Origin of the sequence: Mycobacterium terramassiliense (assembly GCF_900157385.1) — a bacterium.
GTDB classification, from domain to species: Bacteria; Actinomycetota; Actinomycetes; order Mycobacteriales; family Mycobacteriaceae; genus Mycobacterium; species Mycobacterium terramassiliense.
In genome coordinates this window covers 315,459-335,858 of the sequence record NZ_LT717698.1, presented here as the reverse complement: position 1 = coordinate 335,858, position 20,400 = coordinate 315,459, and the positions used below count along the sequence as shown (strand labels likewise).

Annotated in this window: 11 protein-coding genes; all 11 read left to right on the top strand. The window is 68.4% G+C overall.

All coding sequences use genetic code 11. The annotated features are described in order from the left end of the window. Nucleotides 1-163: 163 nt before the first annotated feature. Nucleotides 164-922, top strand: coding sequence for a PE family protein (locus tag MTAB308_RS03610; protein ID WP_077097955.1), 759 nt, complete (start codon nt 164-166; stop codon nt 920-922). Between the two features lie 60 nt (nt 923-982). Continuing rightward, the gene (locus MTAB308_RS03605; RefSeq protein WP_077097953.1) at nt 983-1,882 is read left to right on the top strand and encodes an adenylate/guanylate cyclase domain-containing protein; all 900 of its coding nucleotides are present in this window, start codon (nt 983-985) and stop codon (nt 1,880-1,882) included. A gap of 18 nt (nt 1,883-1,900) precedes the next feature. Continuing rightward, nucleotides 1,901-2,719 carry a rhomboid-like protein gene (locus tag MTAB308_RS03600; protein ID WP_077098180.1) on the top strand — a complete coding sequence of 273 codons (819 nt, stop codon included), beginning with the start codon at nt 1,901-1,903 and terminating at the stop codon, nt 2,717-2,719. Between the two features lie 126 nt (nt 2,720-2,845). Then, on the top strand, nt 2,846-3,889 hold the full coding sequence (gene pheS / locus MTAB308_RS03595) for a phenylalanine--tRNA ligase subunit alpha (RefSeq protein WP_077097951.1): 1,044 nt from the start codon (nt 2,846-2,848) through the stop codon (nt 3,887-3,889). Beyond that, nucleotides 3,889-6,375 (top strand): phenylalanine--tRNA ligase subunit beta, encoded by a 2,487-nt coding sequence (gene pheT / locus MTAB308_RS03590; RefSeq protein WP_077097948.1) that lies wholly within the window; start codon nt 3,889-3,891, stop codon nt 6,373-6,375. Before pheS ends, pheT begins: the two co-directional genes overlap by 1 nt. Before the next feature lie 178 nt (nt 6,376-6,553). After that, nucleotides 6,554-8,008: a PE family protein gene (locus tag MTAB308_RS03585; protein WP_077097946.1), complete on the top strand. Its 1,455-nt coding sequence runs from the start codon at nt 6,554-6,556 to the stop codon at nt 8,006-8,008. 331 nt (nt 8,009-8,339) lie between these two features. Then, complete coding sequence (locus MTAB308_RS03580) at nt 8,340-9,965, top strand: PE family protein (protein WP_157900910.1); 1,626 nt, start codon at nt 8,340-8,342, stop codon at nt 9,963-9,965. 228 nt (nt 9,966-10,193) lie between these two features. Further along, the gene (locus tag MTAB308_RS30230) at nt 10,194-11,729 is read left to right on the top strand and encodes a PE family protein (protein ID WP_077097942.1); all 1,536 of its coding nucleotides are present in this window, start codon (nt 10,194-10,196) and stop codon (nt 11,727-11,729) included. Nucleotides 11,730-11,852: 123 nt separating this feature from the next. Beyond that, a complete protein-coding gene (locus MTAB308_RS30225) occupies nt 11,853-13,421 on the top strand; it encodes a PE family protein (RefSeq protein WP_108637194.1) in 1,569 nt (522 codons plus the stop codon). Between the two features lie 206 nt (nt 13,422-13,627). Then, a complete protein-coding gene (locus MTAB308_RS30220; RefSeq protein WP_077097938.1) occupies nt 13,628-14,929 on the top strand; it encodes a PE family protein in 1,302 nt (433 codons plus the stop codon). Between the two features lie 517 nt (nt 14,930-15,446). Further along, a complete protein-coding gene (locus MTAB308_RS03560) occupies nt 15,447-20,399 on the top strand; it encodes a PE family protein (RefSeq protein WP_157900908.1) in 4,953 nt (1,650 codons plus the stop codon). Nucleotide 20,400 lies beyond the last annotated feature (1 nt).

The following is a 20,400-nucleotide window of genomic DNA, read 5'->3' as shown; positions in this document are numbered from 1 at the left end:
GCAACTTTTGCGTGACTGAGGCCGGGTCCGGCGGGGTCCAAAAAAAGTGCGACACGGCATCTGAGTACGCCTATTTTCAGACGCGTTGTCGGCTGTTACCCTTTGTTCTCGCCGCCAGTCCGGCGGTCTGCGCCGTCGGTTTGTTAGCCAAGGAGGCACGCCAATGTCGTCGCTGAACGTAATCCCGGAAATGGTGTCGACGGCGAGCGGAAATTTGCAGAACTTGGGCTCCGCTTTGCGCAGCGCGAATGCGGCGGCGGCGAGCCAGACCACGGCAATTGCGGCGCCGGCCGCTGACGAGGTCTCGTCGGCGATTTCGGCTGCTCTGGGTGCGCATGCCGAGGAATTCCAGGCCCTCAGCGCCAAGGCGGCGGCCTTTCACGACGAGTTCGTGAACTTGTTGAACGGCGGTGCCGCGCAATACCTCAACGCCGAGGTGGCGAACGCTCAACAAACATTGGCGAACGCGGTGAGTGCGCCCGCCGGCGGTATCGCCGGCGCCGCCGCCAATGCGGCCGACACCGTCGACAACACCCTCGGCGCCATTAACATCAATTATCCATTCGGTCCCTTAGGGATATCGCTGAGCGCGACGCCGATCTTTGTTAGCGACGGCATGGGCGGATCCATGCTCAGCGGACTAATCGGAACCGGCGCCGTGACCTATAACACCCCGCTCGGTTCTGGGGTATTGGCGTCGGCGAACATCAGCGAGGGTTTCACGGCCGGGGGCGGGTGGTTTGGCCACATCCTGGAAACCTGGCCGCTGGGCGCCTGGGTGACGGTCGACGGAACGGGGAGCTTCTTCCCCCTCGGAATCAGCAGCTTGGCGTACAACTTCGACGGTCTGGAGATTTCCATCCCGGGAACCGGCCTCCTGGGGCCCGTTGTGCCCAATGTGACCTGGAACCCCAACCCTTAACGGTTCAGGCCAGTCCCGACCGGGCTGCCCGAGCCCGCTCGCACCGCCTACCCTTGCCACGTGGACGTTGGACAACGCGATTCGGAGTCCGGCGAGTCCGAAGAGGCACTCACCACGCTGGCGTCCGACGAGGGGCGACGCTCGCCGGGGCGGTGGCTGCGCACCACCAATCACAGCCCCGGCGTGGTGGCGTTCGTCCGGCGCGCCCGACGGCTACTTCCCGGCGATCCCGAGTTCGGCGACCCGCTGTCGACCGCGGGTGAGGGCGGCCCGCGCGCCGCGGCCCGCGCCGCCGACCGGCTGCTGGGGGACCGCGACGCGGTCTCGCGCGAAGTCAGCCTCGGCGTGCTGCAGGTGTGGCAGGCGCTGACCGAGGCGGTGTCCCGGCGCCCGGCAAACCCCGAGGTGACGCTCGTGTTCACCGACCTGGTGGGCTTTTCGACCTGGTCGCTGCACGCCGGCGACGACGCAGCCCTGGTTCTGCTGCGACAGGTGGCGCGGGCGATCGAGCCGCCGCTCCTGGACGCCGGCGGGCACATCGTCAAACGCATGGGCGACGGGCTCATGGCCGTGTTCCGCGATCCCACGGTCGCCCTGCGGGCGGTGCTGGCGGCCAAGGAGGCGCTGAAATCGGTCGAGGTGGCGGGCTACACACCGCGGATGCGGGTCGGCATCCACACCGGCCGCCCGCAGCGCATGGCCGCGGACTGGCTCGGTGTGGACGTCAACATCGCCGCGCGGGTTATGGAACGCGCCACCAAAGGTGGAATCATGGTGTCGAGCTCGACGTTGGACCTCATACCGCAAACCGAGCTGGACGCGTTGGGCATCGTCGCCAAGCGTGCACGCAGGCCCGTCTTCGCGGGCAAGACCGCCGGCATCCCCGCCGACCTGGGGATATATCGCCTGAAGACTCTTAAGGAGTTAACAGCCTTTGATCACGCTGACGAAACAAATTAGCCCGCATAATGGATGGCAATGATTGGGGGCATCTTCTCCCGGCTCGCCCGGGTCCGGTTCACCGTGGGGTATGTGGCAGCGCTGCTTGCCATCAGCTGCGCCATCCTGGCGCTCGGCCCGCACGCGCATGACGTGCTCGTGCAGCGCGCCAGCACCAACCTGCACAACCTGGCCCACGGCCACGTCGGCACGCTGCTGGGCAGCGCGCTGGTCGTCGATGCCGGGCCGTTGTACTTCTGGCTGCCCTTCCTGACCTGCCTGCTCGCGCTGGCGGAGCTGCATTTGCGCACCATCCGGCTGGTGGTGGCCTTCCTGGTCGGCCACATCGGCGCGACGCTGGTGGTGGCCGCCGCCCTGGCCGCCGCGGTCGAATTCGGATGGATGCCGGTGTCGATCACCCGGGCCAGCGATGTCGGGATGAGCTACGGCGCCCTGGCGGTGCTCGGGGCGATGACGGCGGTGATGCCGCAACGCTGGCGGGCCGCCTGGGTCGGCTGGTGGGTGGCGGCGGGTCTCGCCTCGGCGATCATCGGCGGTGATTTCACCGACGCGGGTCACACCGTCGCCGTGGTCCTGGGCGTGCTGGTGTCCGCCCGGTTCCAGCAGCCGGTCCACTGGACCCCGCTGCGGATTTTGATGCTGGCGGCGTCCGCGGGGTTCGGCTTCCTGATGTTGGCGCACCACTGGGGCACCATGGCCGCCGCGCCGGTGTTCGGTGTCCTGGGCGCGCTGGCGGCCCACAAGGTCTTTCACTTCGTCACCGGACGCGCGGCCTTGCCGGCTTTGCCGGTGGTGGATGACACGCTGGCCCGTCCGCAGCCGGTCGCGACCGGCTAGCCACGCGTCCGACTGCGCCGCGCAGCACGCGCCCGGTGCCGTGCGCCGAATCGCCTATGATCAGCACTTGCGCTGGGCGCGTCCAGCCGTTCGGAACAGCCTCGTTAGCAAGGAGAGTGCCGCCGCGTGGGCGATCAACCCGTCGACCTGTCGCCGGAAGCCTTGGCCAAGGCGGTCACCGCCGCCCGGCAGGCCATCGCGGCCGCCGGCGATCTGGACGCACTGGCACGGGTCAAGACCGAGCACCTCGGTGACCGCTCGCCGCTGGCATTGGCGCGGCAGGCCTTAGGCGGCGTTCCCAAGGACGAGCGCGCCGACGCCGGCAAACGCGTCAACGTCGCGCGCGGCGAGACCCAAACCTGCTACGACGAACGGCTGGCGACGCTGCGCGCCGAGCGCGACGCCGCGGTCCTCGTCGCCGAGGGCATCGATGTCACGTTGCCGTCGACCCGGCAGCCGCTCGGCGCGCGGCACCCGATCACGATATTGGCCGAGCACATCGCCGACACCTTCATCGCGATGGGATGGGAGCTGGCCGAGGGGCCCGAGGTCGAAACCGAACAGTTCAACTTCGACGCCCTCAACTTCCCCGCCGACCACCCCGCCCGCAGCGAGCAGGACACCTTCTACATCGCGCCCGAGGACTCCCGCCAGCTGCTGCGCACCCATACCTCGCCGGTGCAGGTTCGCACCCTGCTGGAGCGGGAGCTGCCGGTGTACATCATCTCGATCGGCCGCACGTTCCGCACCGATGAACTCGACGCCACCCACACCCCCGTCTTCCACCAGGTCGAGGGCCTGGCGGTGGATCGGGGCCTGTCGATGGCGCACCTGCGCGGGACCCTCGACGCGTTCGCGCGCGCCGAGTTCGGACCCACCGCGCGCACCCGGATCCGCCCGCACTTCTTCCCGTTCACCGAGCCGTCCGCCGAGGTGGACGTGTGGTTTGCCAACAAGAAGGGCGGCGCCGACTGGGTCGAGTGGGGCGGCTGCGGCATGGTGCATCCGAACGTGTTGCGCGCCGCGGGAATCGACCCCGACGTCTACTCGGGGTTCGCGTTCGGCATGGGGCTGGAACGCACGCTGCAGTTCCGCAACGGGATCCCGGACATGCGCGACATGGTTGAGGGCGACGTCCGGTTCTCCTTGCCGTTCGGGGTGGGTGCCTGATGCGCGTCCCCTACAGCTGGCTTCGCGAGGTCGTCACGGTCGGCGCCCCCGGGTGGGACGCGTCCCCGGGCGACCTCGCGCAGACGCTGGTGCGCATCGGCCATGAGGTCGAAGAGGTCGTCAGCCTGGGCCCGGTCGACGGACCCCTGACGGTCGGGCGCGTCACCTCGATCGAAGAACTGACCGAATTCAAGAAGCCAATCCGGGCCTGCCTGGTGGACGTCGGCGAGGACAAGCCGCGCGAAATCGTCTGCGGGGCAACCAACTTCGTCGTCGGCGATCTGGTTGTGGTGGCACTGCCGGGCACCACGCTGCCCGGCGGCTTCGCCATTACCGCCCGCAAGACCTACGGGCGCACCTCGGACGGAATGATCTGCTCGGCGGCCGAACTCGGTCTGGGCGCAGAGCATTCCGGGATCCTGGTGCTGCCACCCGACACGGCCGCACCCGGCACCGAGGCGACCGGGGTGCTCGGGCTGGACGACGTGGTTTTCCACCTGGCCATCACCCCCGACCGCGGCTACTGCATGTCGGTGCGCGGCCTGGCCCGGGAGATCGCATCCGCCTACGATCTGAACTTCGTCGACCCGGCGGACGTGAAACCGTTGCCGGCCGAGGGAGAGGCCTGGCCGCTAACCGTTGACGCGGACACGGGCGTGCGCCGCTTCGCGCTGCGCCCGGTCACCGGGATCGACCCGGGCGCCGTCTCGCCGTGGTGGCTGCAGCGCCGGCTGCTGCTGGCCGGCATCCGCGCGACGTCGCCGGCGGTGGACGTCACCAACTACGTGATGCTCGAGCTGGGCCACCCCATGCACGCCCACGACCGCAACCGCATCACCGGCGGCCTCGGCGTGCGGTTCGCGCGGGCCGGCGAAACCGTCGTGACGCTGGACGGCATCGAGCGCCGGCTCGACCCGGCCGACGTGCTCATCGTCGACGAGACGGCGACCGCCGCGATCGGTGGCGTGATGGGCGCGGCCACCACCGAGGTGCGCGACGATTCCACCGACGTGCTGCTGGAGGCGGCGGTGTGGGACCCGGCCGGGGTGTCGCGCACCCAGCGGAGGCTGCACCTGCCCAGCGAGGCTGCCCGCCGGTATGAGCGCGCGGTGGACCCGGCCATTTCGGTGGCCGCGCTGGACCGCTGCGCCGGGCTGCTCGCCGAGATCGCCGGGGGAGAGGTGTCGCCGACGCTGACCGATTGGCGCGGCGATCCACCGCGCGACGATTGGGCCGGGCCGCCAATCCGGATCGCCGCCGACCTGCCCGACCGGTTCGCCGGGGTCGCCTACCCCCCGGGGACGACGGCCCGGCGTCTGGCGCAGATCGGCGCGGCGGTCGCGGATGAGGGCGAGACCCTGACGGTGACGCCGCCGAGCTGGCGCCCCGATCTGCTGCAGCCCGCGGACCTTGTCGAGGAGGTCATGCGGCTGGAGGGGCTGGAGGCCATCCCGTCGGTGCTGCCGGCGGCTCCCGCGGGCCGGGGGCTCACGCCGCTGCAAAAGCGCCGGCGCGCCATCGGCAAGTCGCTGGCCCAGTCCGGATACGTGGAGGTGCTGCCGACGCCGTTCTTGCCGGCCGGCGTCTTCGACCTGTGGGGCCTGCCCGCCGACGACCCGCGGCGCGCGGCAACCCACGTGCTCAACCCGCTGGAAGCCGACCGTCCGGCGCTGGCCACCACGCTGCTACCGGCGCTGCTGGAAGCGTTGGGCCGCAACGTGTCCCGAGGGCTCGTCGACGTCGCGCTGTTCGCCCTGGCGCAGGTGGTTCAGCCCACCGAGCAGACCCGCGGAATCGAGCTCATTCCGGTTCACCGCCGGCCGACCGAGACCGAGATCGCCGCCCTGGACGCGTCCCTGCCGCGGCAACCGCAGCACGTCGCCGCGGTGCTGACCGGACTTCGAGAGCCCCGGGGCCCCTGGGGCCCCGGACGCCGCGCCGAAGCCGCCGACGCGTTCGAGGCGGTGCGCATCGTGGCGCGCGCCAGCGGCGTCGAGGTGCGCCTGCGCGCGGCCCAACGGCTGCCCTGGCACCCGGGCCGCTGCGCGGAGGTGCTGGTGGGGGAGACCTGCGTCGGGCACGCCGGCCAGCTGCATCCGGCCGTCATCGAACGTTCGGGCCTGCCCAAAGGCACCTGCGCGATGGAGCTGAACCTCGATGCCATCCCCCTCGTCGACGCCCTGCCGGCGCCCAGGGTGTCGCCGTTTCCGGCCGTCTTCCAGGACGTCAGCCTCGTGGTGGCCGCGCACGTGCCGGCACAGGCGGTGGCCGACGCCGTCCGGGAGGGCGCGGGCGAGCTGCTGGAAGACCTGCAGTTGTTCGACGTGTTCACCGGCCCGCAGATCGGTGCGGACCGCAAGTCGCTGACGTTCGCGTTGCGCTTCCGCGCGCCCGACCGCACGCTCACCGAGGATGACGCCAGCGCGGCCCGCGATGCCGCGGTGCGCCGCGCCGCCGAGGCCGTCGGCGCCGAACTGCGCGCCTGACTACCACCCGCCCCGCGCCGGATCTACGACCCCCCCTGCGCCGGTTTCTACGCCCTTTGACCGATGGTCTTCGCGGGCTATCGCGAAAAGATCTTACTTTCAAGTAAGGAAGCTATGACACTCGCGAACCAACGCGTGACCGTTGGTCATCGGGCAAATCAGTCGAAGGAGATCGATTATGTCGTTTGTGTCAGTGGTGCCGGACCTGATGCAGGGCGCGGCCCAGGACTTGGCGGGGATTCGCTCGTCTTTAGCCGAGGCCAGCGCGGTGGCGACGGGTCCCACGACGGCCATTGCGGCCGCGGCCGAAGACGAAGTTTCGGTCGCGCTGGCCTCGCTGTTCGGCAACGTCGGCGCGGAGTTTCAGGCCCTCAGCGCGCAGGCTCAGGCGTTTCACCAAGAGTTCGTCAGCTTGATCGACGCGGGTGCGAATGCCTACCTGAGCGCCGAGGTCGCCAACGCCGAGCAAGCCCTGCTCGGTGATATGGGCGCGCCCGCACAGTCGCTGCTGGGGGGCGGCCTGCAGGCGTCCGCTGCCGTGGATGCCATCACCGGTTTTGGCGCCACCGTCGCCGCCCCGTACCAGGCGCTGGTCTTCAACACCGTCGGCAACCTGCAAAGCCTTGGCGGTGGCGTCACCGCCAATCCGGCGCCCTTCCTGCGCCAGTTCCTCGCCAACCAGGCGGTGTACGGCCAGGCCATCGCCACGGGGTTCCAGTCCGCCGTCCAAAACTTGCCCGCCGAATTGGCCAATTTGCCGGCCACCCTCCAGGCCGGCCTCCAGGGGGCGCTGCCCGCCGTGCAGCAGTTGGTGAACAACCAGATCGGCTACGCCCAGCTGATCGCCACCTCGCTGCAGAACGCGGGCAACGACTTCGTGGCCGGGCTGACCGCATTCCCGGCGAACCTGCAGACCGGGATCCAAACGATCATGTCCGGTGACGTCAGCGGCGGGCTGCTCGAGGTCGGCGGCGCCTTCCTCGCCCCGATCTTCTCCGGTCTCAACGTGACCATCGACCCCGTTTCCGGGCTTCTTGACATCACGCCTACGGGGGCGTTGGGAGACCTGTTACCGATCCTCGGCATCCCCGCGCAGATGGCGCAGAACTTCACGGATCTTCTCCCCGCCGGCTCCGTCCCCAGGATGGTGGCGCAAAACGCGACCAACCTGTTCTCGACGGTGACCGACGTGTCACAGACGCTGGACCTCAACACGGGCAACCTGCACATCGGGTTGCCGCTGGTGCTCGCGCTCGACGCGATCGGTCCACCGGTCACCACGCTGGAGGCGATCGGATCCAGTGCGACCGCGTTCTTCGGCGCGGTGCAGACCGGCGACGGGCTCGGTGCGCTCGCCGCGCTGATCGACGCCCCCGCGGTCGTCGCGAACGGCTTCCTGAATGGCCAAGCGGCGGTGGGCCTGCCGGCCTCGCTGATGGGAGTCGAGACGATCACCGCCATCCCGCTCGGCGGCATCCTCACCCCACTGCAGTTCGCCTCGCTCAGCATCCCGCTCTTGGGGCCGGGGTCGATCATGCTCAGCGGTACCGGCTTCGGAGGGATCCTGCCCGGCCTGCTGACCTTCCTGCCCGAGACCCTCGCGCAGGCGATCGGCGCACCGCCGCTCGCGTAGAGGTAGGCCCACCGGGTCGGGCCGTGCGCCATCACGCCGGCCGCGCGCCCGGGCGCCGTGAGCTGGGACGTTTGGCCTCGTCGCGCCGCGAAGCTGTTCGCAAGCGTAACGAATTCTGTGAAAACGCCCATTGTCATATTGACAAAAGCGAAGTGCTTATTAGACTCACGTCTGTCTTGGTTACCGCCGGGTAAGTTTACCGGTCGGTAACCGGTTGCATTGAGAGTCGAGGGGGGCCTCGCGCGCTGTGGCGCGCGGGGCCTTTGTTCGACTTTGCGTCGAATTGAGTGACCGTCGGTCATCGCATTGGTGGCCCAAGGAGAGGGTGGACATGTCATTTGTGATCGCAACGCCGGATCTGGTCGAGAGCGCGGCCACGAGCCTGGCGGGCATTCGTTCGTCGCTGGCCGAGGCCGCGGCAACCGCGGCCGGTCCCACAACCGGGATCGCGATCGCGGCGCAGGACGAGGTATCGGTTGCGATCGCATCGATGTTCGGGAACTTCGGCGAGCAATTTCAGGCGCTGAGTGCCCAGGCTCAGGCCTTCCACCAGCAGTTCGTCTCCGTGATGAACGCGGGCGCGGGTGCCTATGCCAGCGCGGAGGCCGCCAATGCGGCGCAGACCCTGTTGGGCGGCGGTGTCGATGGTGGGATCTTCGGCGGTGTCGAACAGAGCCTGAATGGCGCGGTGACCGCGCTGGGCAACGGTAGCCTCGGCGGGTTCGTCGGTGGGCAGATTCAGACCGGCGCGCAAGCCATTTCGAACGCGATCGCCGGTTCTCCCATCGGGCTCGGGACGCTCCAGACGGGCGGCGCGTCGGCGCTGGCCGACGGGATCGGCTCGTTCGGCGCCACCGTGTCCGCGCCGTACCAGGCGCTCGTCTCCAACACCGTCACCAACCTGCAGGCCATCGGGAACACCGTCGTCTCCAACCCGTTCCCGTTCCTGCACCAACTCGTCAACAACCAGATCTTCTACGGCCAGACGATCGCCTCGTCGATCGCCACCGGCATTCAGAATCTGCCGGCCGAGCTCGCCAATCTGCCGGCGACCATTCAGGCTGCGCTGCAAGGGCTTTCGACGATCAACCCGGGCGCTTTGCTCCAGCAGCTGATCACCAGCCAGGTCGCCAACGCCCAGACGGTCGTCACGTCGCTGCAGAACGCCGCCCAGGACTTCCTCACGGGCGTGCAGTCCCTGCCGGCCGGCTTCGGGGCGGCCTTCCAGGACCTGTTGGCGGGCGACAACGTCAGCGCCTACGTCGCCATCAACCAGGCCCTCACCAACGCCTTCCTTCCTGGCTTCAATGGCGTGCAGGTGGGCCCGGACGGATCGTCGATTCTCCTCGACATCGTGCCCATGGGTCCGTTGGGAGACCTGGCGCCCATCCTGGCCATCCCGGGACAGATGGCGCAGAGCGCCACGAATCTTTTGCCTGCCGGCACCATCCCGGCGCAAATCGCCCAACACGTGACCAATCTGATCAGCGCCTTCACCGATTTCGGTACGACCCTCTTCATCGGCGGCGTCGCCAATCTGAACTTCGGGATTCCGCTGCAGCTCCTCCTGGACGGGATCGGTGCTCCAGCGAACGCGTTGAGCGCTCTGAACTCCACCGGGGCGGCGCTGGTCGGCGCGGTGCAGGCCGGGAATGCGTCGGCGGCCGCCGCCACACTCCTGGATGCCCCGGCTGTCGTCGCCAACGCCTTCCTCAACGGCACGACGGTCGTAGCGTTGCCCCCGGCTACGGTGTCGCTGCTCGGGCTCACGCTGCCGTCGACGACTTACTTGCCGCTTGGCGGGCTTCTCACTCCGCTCGCGACCCCGCAGGTCCTGGTTGATCTGTTCGGGACCACGTTGCCGCTCGAACTCTCGGGTGGCACGCCGATCGGTGGCCTCATTCCGGGGCTGCTGAGCTTCCCCGCTCAGTTGGCGGCGGACATCGCGGTCACTTAGTCGGCTGCTCGATTAGTCATTGATTGAATGGCCGGATGCCCGCCCTCGCACCGTAACGAAAGCTGTGAAATCACCTGTTGTCTTTTGTTGGGGGCGTCGCTGCTGGTTACGCTCATTTTCGTCTTGGTTACCGGGGGGTAACCGCCTGCAGAGATATCGAGCCCGGGGACTCGTATCGAACATTGGATGACCGCCGGTCACCTCTTAGTGAGCCAAGGAGAAAGTCAAATGTCGTTTGTGTTCGCAACCCCGGAGCTGGTCGAGAGCGCGGCCCAGGACCTGGCGGGTATCCGTTCATCGCTGGCCGAAGCCGCGGCCAGCGCGGCCGGCCCCACGACGGGAATAGCGACGGCGGCTCAGGACGAGGTGTCGGTCGCGATCGCTTCCCTGTTCGGCAACTTCGGTCAGGAATTCCAGGCCGTCAGCGCCCAGGCCCAGGCGTTTCATGAGCAATTCGTCAGCTTGATGAACGCCGGCGCGGGCGCCTACGCGAGCGCGGAGGCCGCCAACGCGGCGCAGACCGCGCTCGGCGGCGAGATCCAGTCCGGCGCGCAAGCGATTTCGAACGCGATCGCCAGCTCTCCCGTCGCGCTCGGTTCACTGCCGACCGGCGGTGCCTCCGCGCTGGTCAGCGGGCTGAACTCATTCGGCGCCACCGTGGCCGCGCCCTACCAGGCCCTCGTCTCGAACACCGCCACCAACCTGCAGGCGATCGGGGCGACGTTCTCGGCCAACCCGTTCCCGTTCCTGCACCAGCTGGCCAGCAACCAGATCGGCTACGCGCAGACGATCGGGTCTTCGATCGCGACCGGCATACAAAACCTGCCCGCGGAGCTGGCCAACCTTCCGGCGACCATCCAGACCGGCATCCAAGGCCTCGCGACGTTCAACCCCGGCGCCTTCGTGCAGCAGTTCGTCAACAACCAGATCGGCTACGCCCAGACCGTCGTCACGGGGCTACAGAATGCCGGCAACGACCTCGTGACCGGGCTGAGCGGCTTGCCCGCGAGCTTCCAGGCGGCCGGCCAGGCGCTGGCGGCGGGCAACGTCCAGGGCGCCGTGAACGCCGTCGCGCAGGGCCTCGAGAATGTCGTCCTTCCCGGTTTCCAGGGCGTCAGCTTCGACATCGGCGAACTGGGATCGCCGACGGCGACGCCCCTGGCCATCACCCCGCTGGGCCCGCTGGGGGATCTGGCGCCCATCTTCGCCATCCCGGGGCAGATGGCGCAGAACTTCACCAACCTGCTGCCGGCGGGCTCCATCCCGGCACAGATGGCGCAGAACTTCACCAACGTGGTCGACGCGCTCACCAACTTCGGGTCGACGTTCAATCCGGGGAACCTCGGCATCACCTTCGGCCTGCCGTTGCAGCTCGTTTTCGACGGCATCGGTGCCCCCGCCAACGCGCTGAGCGCGCTGAATTCCAGCGCACAGGCGTTTGTCACCGCGGTGCAAACCGGCGACCCGATGGGGGCCGCGGCCGCACTGATCGACGCGCCCGCCAACGTGGTGAACGGCTTCCTCAACGGCCAGACCTTCCTCAGCCTCCCTCCGCTCACGACGACCGTCACCGCGGGTGGTTTCCCCATCCTGGACCTCACCGCCACGGCCGAGCTTCCGCTGGGAGGCCTGCTCACCCCGCTGAGCCCGGTGACCCTCGGCGGCGGCTTGGGCGCGGTCCCGGGCACGCCGATCGGTGGCTTCATCCCCGGGCTGCTGAGCTTCGGGTCGCAGCTCGCGGCGGCGATCACGCCGCTGGCGTAGCGGAGGGCGATAACCGCACGAAAAGCGCCTGTTTTCCGGCGCGGAGGACCGGCGTGTGACTAGGCTCACATTGTCTCGATAGCCATCGGGCGACCGTCGTATCAAGCGATGGGGGGGCTGGATATGTCGTTCGTCACCACGGAGCCCCAAGAGGTACAGGCGGCAGCCCGAAATCTGGCCGGTATCCGTTCCATGCTTGCCGAGTCCAGTGCGTCAGCCGCCGCGCCCACCGCAGGGGTGGTGGCGGCCGCCGAGGATCAGGTGTCGGCCCAGGTCGCGGCTCTTTTCAGCGCCTTCGGTCAGGACTATCAGGTCATCAGCGCCCGGGCGCAGGAATTCCACGAGCAGTTCGTCGAGTTGCTGAGCGCGGGCGGCGGCGCCTACCTGAGCGCCGACGTCGCCAACGCCGAGCAAAGCCTGCTCAATGCCGGCGGGCGCGCCGGCGTCGTGGGCGCGCTCGGTAGTGGGACGCCCGGAGGCCAGAGCATCGGCGCCGCGGTGACGGCGCTGCTTGCGCCGGCGGCCGGCACGGGGCTCGCCTCGATCGGCGGTCCGTATCAGGCGCTCTTCCAGCACACGGCCGCCAACCTGCAAATACTCGGAGACGCCCGGCTGGCAAACCCGGCACCGTTCGTGCACCAGGTGCTCGCCAACCAGGCCGGCTATGCGCGGACGATCGCCGCGGCTGCGGAATACGTCGTCCAGAACTTTCCTGCGGTGTTGGCCGGCCTGCCGGCGGACGCCCGGGCGTTCGTGCAGGCCCTTCTGGCGTTCAATCCGGTGCCGTACGTGCAGCAGTTCGTCGCCAACCAGATGGCCTACGCGCAGATCGCCGCGACATCGCTGCAGAACGCCGCCCACGACTTTGGTGCCGGCCTGCAGGCCCTGCCGACGGCCTTCCAATCCGCCGTCCAGGCGCTCCAGACGGGCGATATCGCCGGCGCGGTGGCCGACGTCGCCCAGGGCTTCGTGGGTCTGCTGGCGCCCGGCCTGGACGTCACTACCACCGGGAACATCGGCGTCGCCCCCGGGCTGATCGCCGCGTTGACCCCGACCGGAGTCGTGGGAGATCTGCTGCCCCTCCTCACCATTCCGGGGATGATGGCCCAGAACCTCACCGACCTGCTGCCGTCCGGCTCCATCCCGGCGCTGATTGCGCAAAACTTCACGAACGTGCTCGACAGCGTTACCGACACCTCCCTCGCTGCGCAGGTGCTCTTTACGACCACCGTCATTCCCAGGCCTCCCTTCCTCAGTGCGAACCTCTCCGTGAGTCTCGCCGCGGGACTGCCGGCGGCGCTGACCCTGGACGCGGTGGGCGCGCCCTACAACGCAGCGAACGCCTTCGGATCCACCGTCACCACGGTGGTCGACGAGGTGCAAACCGGGAATTTCAGCGGGGCGATCGGTACCCTCATCGACGGTCCGGCCGCCGTCACCGACGCCTTCCTCAATGGCCAGTCGACGGTGCCTATCGATTTCGACGTCAACGGCATGCCCGCCGTGGTGAACCTTCCGTTAAATGGGATTCTCGTTCCTCCGGCCGCCTACACCGCTTCGTTGAATACGGGCATTCCCGTGATCGGAACCATCACCGTTCCCGTCGGGGGTACGCCGCTCAGTGGCCTCGCGACCGGCCTGTTGATCTTCGCACCCGAACAGCTGGCTGCGGTGATCGCTCCCGCGGGATAGCCGCCGTGCCGAGCTTCACGAGTCGGCGTCCGGCCCTGCGTCAAACGGTAGGTCTTCGCGCTCCACGCCGGAAAAAGCTGAAGCACGGTCGGCACTAACGCCATACAAACGTCGGGTTGCTGCTCCGCTAACAGCCGTTGTTGAACTCGCGTTTAGTTGGGTTTTTACCGGGTAGCCCCGTGGGTGTTTCGACGGGAGGAGCTGCGATGTCGTTCGCGACGGTGGCACCAGAAACGGCCTTGCAGGCGGCCCAAGATTTGGCGGACATCCGCGCGCTGCTGGTCGAGGCGGCGTCGAGCGCCGCGGCCCCGACGACGCGAGTGGTGCCCGCCGCGGCGGACGAGGTTTCGGCGGCCATCTCGGCCGTATTCGGCGACTTCGGCCGGGAATTCCAGTGGCTTAGCGCCCAGGCGCAAGCGTTTCACGCCGAGTTCGTCAGCTTGCTCGACGGCGGTGTCGCCGCTTACATCAGCACCGAGATCGCCAACGCCGAGCAGGCCGTGGCGAGCACGATGAGCGCGCCCGCCCAGGCGACCGTGGTCTCCCCGTTGGTGGCCGGTGGGCTAGGGGCCGCGGCCGAGAGCGTCGGCGCCCTCCCCGCCCTGCCGACAAGCCTTGGCGGGCTTACCAATTCGTTGACGGGCGCGCTGAATCCCATGCTGCCGGGAATCGTTAACATGCAAGCCGGCGCCGGCCCTTTCTTCACCGGCATCGCCGGCCCGTACGAGGCGCTCGTTTACAACACGTGGACGAACCTCAACACCCTCGCGGGCGCCTGGTTGGCCGACCCGTTCCCGTTGCTGCGGCAGTTGGTCGCAAACCAGATGCTCTACGGGCAGGCGATCGCGACGGCGATTCAAACCGGAGACTTCCAGCCGGTGTCCGCCATACCCGGCGACGTCGTGCGCAATTTCACGAATGTCGTTGGAACGCTGACCAATACCAGTGTCACGTCGTCCTTGGTGGTGGAGCAGGTGCTGCCCACGCCCAATTTGGCCCTGGACAACGTCGTCGGGTTGCCCCTGCTGTTCGGCGCCAGCGTGATAGGCCCGCCGGCGGCCACGCTGGCGGCGGCCGGTTATGCCGCATCGCTGTTCACGTCCGCCGTCCAGGCGGGGGATGGGGCCACGGCGTTCGCCGCCCTCATCGATGCTCCCGCCTACATCGCCGACGGCTTCCTCAACGGGCAGGCGACTTTCCCTTACGCGTTGAACCTTTCGAGCCTGACAGGACCAGCGATGGCGGACCTATTGAACGTCACGGTGGTCGCAGACTTCCCGCTCGACGGGATCCTGCACCCGCCGGGGTACTACCCGGTGACGGCGGCGCTCACCGCGCTGGGTGGTGACGCCTTGCCCCCGGTTGCGATCAACCTGGGCGCCGGCAGCACTCCGTTCAGCGGACTCCTACCGTTCCTGGTGAACTACGCGCCCCAACAGCTGGCCCAGGCAATCGGCGCACCGGCCGCACCGGCGCCGCTGATCTCGCCGCCCCTTTTCACCTTCTAGCGCACCGGCGCCTATTTGACACGTATACAGAAAGCGTTTGGGATGCAGCGCTTTCCATTGACCCAAGCCGCGGGGGCGTGTCTACTGGAAACGGTCGCCCGGGCCCACCAAATCTGGGTTCTTAGAGCGCACGGTTGCCCGACCGAAAGAATTGACATCCCCGCGAATCCGACCAAAATGCCTCTGCTGCAGGTGTTTTGAGGTTGAAGGTATTGGAAAGCGGCCCCAGTGCGGTGTCGAGTATTGCGTTCGTCACATCCCGCCACTTCGGGAGCAACCAGACGCGTCGCGTCAACTACGTACGACCGCGCCGAACAGCGGAAACGCCTTCGGACGGACCATATTTCGGTACCACCGTCCCGTTGCGCAAACGCCTGGAGGGTACGCAGACGCGCCGGAGTCTCATGAAAACCGCGGTTTTCGAATGTGCTAGTTGGCACGCCCTTACGCTCACCTTGCCTCGATTATTCGGGCTCATAAACGTATATATGTCGTTCATTCGCGTGGGGAGATGAACATGTCTTTTGTGGTCGCAGTTCCGGATCTTGTCGAGGTGGCCGCCCAAGATCTCGCAGGTATCCGTTCAGCACTGGACGAGGTCACTCAAGCCATATTCGCCCCGACAACCAGCCTGGCGCCCGCCGCGGCGGATGAGGTGTCGACCGCGATCGCATCGCTGTTCGGCAACTTCGGCCAGGAGTATCAAGCACTGAACGCCGAAGTCGCGGCGTTCCACAACGCCTTTGTCGGCGCTTTGAGTAGCGGCGCGGCCGCGTACGCGGGGGCCGAAATCGCCAACGGCGCCGCGCTGCTCTCGGGCGGCGGGAACCTGGCGGCCGAACTGGGCGGCGCGATTTCCGGGTTTGGCGCCGCGATCAGCGGATCCCTATCGGCCGGCCTGAGCAGCAGCCTGGGAGCGTCTCTCGGCGCTACGCTAGAGACCCTCCTCGGCGCCGGGCTCGGCGGACTCGCCTTCCAGACAGGCGGTTTCATCCTGTCCGGCATCGGCAACGGGATGGTCCAGACGGGCAACGCCATCATTCAGGCCGGACTCGCCCTGGAGAACAGCGGGGCCGCGCTATCGGCCATGGGTGCTCAGATGCTCGCCCAGGCCAACGCGGCGCTCAACGCCCTGCTGAACGCCAACTTCGGTCTCGACCTCGGCGCCGCGTTGTCCGCCAGCCTGGGTGGCAGCCTGAGCGGATTGGCGGCCAACCTGGCGGCCGGCCTCAACGGCCTGGGTAATTTGGCCGGCAACCTCGGCGCGGGCCTGAATGGGGCCTTGCAGACCGGTGCGACGCTGGCGGGTAACTTCCTGGCGTCGTTGCCGGGTCTGCCGGCGCTGACGTTCCCGAACCTGGGTGCGCTGGGTGTGGAGCTGTCGGCGGCCCTGAATGGCTTGGGCGCCAACCTCAGTGCGTCGCTGAACGCCGCGCTCAATGGCGGGCTGAACCTGGGTAGTCTGCTGCAGACCGGTGAGACTCTTGCCGCGAACTTTGCGGCCAACCTGGGCAACCTGGCCGGTAACTTCGCGGCGGGCCTGAACGGGGCGCTGCAGACGGGCGCGACGTTGGCGGGTAACTTCCTGGCCTCGTTGCCGGGTCTGCCGGCGCTGACGATTCCGAACCTGGGTTCGTTGGGTGTGGAGCTGTCGGCGGCGCTGAATGGGTTGGGCGCCAACCTGAGTGCGTCGTTGAACGCGGCGCTGAATGGCGGCCTCAACCTGGGCGCCAACCTCGGTGGGCTGCTCCAGGCCGGCGAGAACCTGGCAGCCAACCTGGGCGCCGGCCTCAACGGGGCCATCCAGACCGGCGAGACGCTGGCGGCCAACTTCCTTGCCTCGCTGCCGGGCCTGCCGTCGTTGGCGCTGACCTTCCCGAACCTGGGGGCGCTGGGTGTTCAGCTGTCGGCGGCCCTCAACGGCCTGAGTGCCTCGTTGAACGCGGCGCTGAACGGCAGCCTGAACCTGGGTGCCAACCTCGGTGGGCTGCTCCAGGCCGGTGAGAACCTCGCCGCCAACATCGGCGCCGGACTCAACGGGGCCTTGCAGACGGGAGCGACCCTGGCCGGTAACTTCCTGGCGTCGCTGCCGGGTCTGCCGTCGTTGGCGCTGACCTTCCCGAACCTGGGCGCGTTGGGGGTGGAGCTGTCGGCGGCCCTGAATGGCTTGGGCGCCAACCTCAGTGCGTCGCTGAACGCGATGCTGAACGGCGGCCTGAACCTGGGTGGTCTGCTGCAGACCGGTGAGACTCTTGCCGCGAACTTTGCGGCCAACCTGGGCAACCTGGCCGGTAACTTCGCGGCGGGCCTGAACGGGGCGCTGCAGACCGGTGCGACGCTGGCGGGGAACTTCCTGGCCTCGTTGCCGGGTCTGCCGGCGCTGACGTTCCCGAACCTGGGTGCGCTGGGTGTGGAGCTGTCGGCGGCGCTGAATGGGTTGGGCGCCAACCTGAGTGCGTCGTTGAACGCGGCGCTGAACGGCGGCCTGAACCTGGGTGCCAACCTGGGCGGGTTGATCCAGGCCGGTGAGAACCTGGCCGCCAACATCGGGGCGGGTCTTAACGGGGCCATCCAGACCGGCGAGACGCTGGCGGCCAACTTCCTCGCGTCGCTGCCGGGCCTGCCGGCGCTGACGTTCCCGAACCTGGGGGCGCTGGGTGTTCAGCTGTCGGCGGCCCTCAACGGGCTGAGCGCGTCGTTGAACGCGGCGCTGAACGGCAGCCTGAACCTGGGTGCCAACCTGGGCGGGTTGCTGCAGACCGGTGAGACCCTGGCGGCCAACTTTGCGGCCAACCTGGGGAACCTGGCCGGTAACTTCGCGGCGGGCCTGAACGGGGCGCTGCAGACCGGTGCGACGCTGGCGGGTAACTTCCTCGCCTCGTTGCCGGGTCTGCCGGCGCTGACGTTCCCGAACCTGGGTGCGCTGGGTGTGGAGCTGTCGGCGGCGCTGAATGGGTTGGGCGCCAACCTGAGTGCGTCGCTGAACGCGGCGCTGAACGGCAGCCTGAACCTGGGTGCCAACCTCAACGGGTTGATCCAGACCGGTGAGACGCTGGCGGCCAACTTCGCGGCCAACCTGGGCAACCTGGCCGGCAGCCTCGGAACGAACCTCGGCGCGGGCCTGAATGCCCTACTGTCGGGCAGCTTGACCTTGCCGGGCCTCCCACCGATCACGTTCCCGGGCCTGCCCTCGCTCACGCTGTCGCTGGGTGCGCTCGGTGGTGAGCTCAGCGCGGCGCTGAACGCGTTGTTGTCGGGCGGCATCACGTTGCCGGGCCTCCCGCCGTTCACGTTCCCGGGCCTGCCCTCGCTCACGCTGTCGTTGGGCGCGCTGAGCGCTGAAATCAACGGGGCGCTGCAGACGGGCGCGACGCTGGCGGGTAACTTCCTGGCCTCGTTGCCGGGTCTGCCGGCGCTGACGTTCCCGAACCTGGGTGCGTTGGGTGTGGAGCTGTCGGCGGCGCTGAATGGGTTGGGCGCCAACCTGAGTGCGTCGCTGAACGCGGCGCTGAATGGCAGCCTGAACCTGGGTGCCAACCTCGGCGGGTTGATCCAGGCCGGTGAGAACCTGGCCGCCAACATCGGGGCGGGCCTGAACGGGGCGCTGCAGACCGGTGCCACGCTGGCGGGTAACTTCCTGGCGTCGCTGCCGGGTCTGCCGTCGTTGGCGCTGACCTTCCCGAACCTGGGTGCGCTGGGTGTGGAGCTGTCGGCGGCCCTGAATGGCTTGGGCGCCAACCTCAGTGCGTCGCTGAACGCGATGCTGAACGGCGGGCTGAACCTGGGTGGTCTGCTGCAGACCGGTGCGAACCTGGCGGCCAACTTCGCCGCCGGGCTGAACAACTTGGCCGCCAACATCGGGGCGGGTCTCAACGGGGCTCTTCAGACCGGCGAGACGTTGGCGGCCAACTTCCTGGCCTCGTTGCCGGGTCTGCCGGCGCTGACGTTCCCGAACCTGGGTTCGTTGGGTGTGGAGCTGTCGGCGGCGCTGAATGGGTTGGGCGCCAACCTGAGTGCGTCGTTGAACGCGGCGCTGAATGGCGGCCTGAACCTGGGTGCCAACCTGGGCGGGTTGATCCAGGCCGGTGAGAACCTGGCCGGCAACTTCGCCGCGGGCCTCAACGGGGCCATCCAGACCGGCGAGACGCTGGCGGCCAACTTCCTCGCCTCGTTGCCGGGTCTGCCGTCGTTGGCGCTGACCTTCCCGAACCTGGGGGCGTTGGGTGTTCAGCTGTCCGCGGCGCTCAACGGCCTGGGCGCCTCGCTGAGCGCGGCGCTGAACGGCAGCCTGAACCTGGGTGCCAACCTGGGCGGGTTGCTGCAGACCGGTGAGACCCTGGCGGCGAACTTTGCGGCCAACCTGGGCAACCTGGCCGGCAACTTCGCGGCGGGCCTGAATGGGGCGCTGCAGACCGGAGCGAACCTGGCGGCGAACTTCCTGGCCTCCCTGCCGGGTCTGCCGGCGCTGACGTTCCCGAACCTGGGTGCGCTGGGTGTGCAACTCGGCGCGGCGCTGAATGGCTTGGGCGCCAACCTGAGTGCGTCGCTGAACGCGGCGCTCAACGGTGGACTTAACCTGGGCGCCAACCTCGGCGGGCTGATCCAGACCGGTGAGAACCTGGCCGCAAACTTCGCGGCCGGTCTCAACGGGGCGCTGCAGACCGGCGCCAACCTGGCGGCGAACTTCCTGGCGTCGCTGCCGGGTCTGCCGGCGCTGACGTTCCCGAACCTGGGTGCGCTGGGTGTGCAGCTGTCGGCGGCCCTCAACGGGTTGGGCGCGTCCTTCGGCGGATCGCTGGGCGCGGCCCTCAACGGGCTGGGGGCGTCGCTGAACGCGGCACTGTCGGGCAGCCTGAACCTGGGCGCCAGCCTCAACGGGTTGATCCAGACGGGCGAGACGCTGGCCGCCAACTTCGCTGCCAACCTGGGCAACCTGGCCGGCAACGTCGCGGCGGGCATCAACGGAGCGATCCAGACCGGCGAAAACCTGGCGGCCACATTCCTGGCCTCGCTGCCCGCACTGAACCTGCCGAACCTGATGGTGTCCATCAACGCCGCCCTGTCGGCCACCCTCGGTGCGGGTCTGGCGAACGCCGGCGCGGACCTGGTCGCCGGACTGACCGGTGGCCTGTCGGGTGTGGTCGGGGGCCTGGAAACCCTGGGCGGCAGCCTGGCCGGCGGTCTGTCCGGGCTGACGGGGACGGGGGCGGCGCTCGCGAACATCTGGGAGAACACCGCGGCCCAAATTGGCGGCGCGCTCAGCAACGGCTTCTCCTCGACCCTGGCCGTTGGGTTCCCGGGCCTGGTCAACCTCGGTTCGGCGCTGGTGACGGGCATCTCCGGTGTCACCGGAGGACTCGCGCAGGCCGGGGGCGCGCTGGGCGCTTCGTTGTCCCTCGCCCTGAGCAACCTGCTGCTTTCGCTGCAGGCCGCCCTGAACGCGAGCTTGGGCATCGGGGTCAGCGGATAGA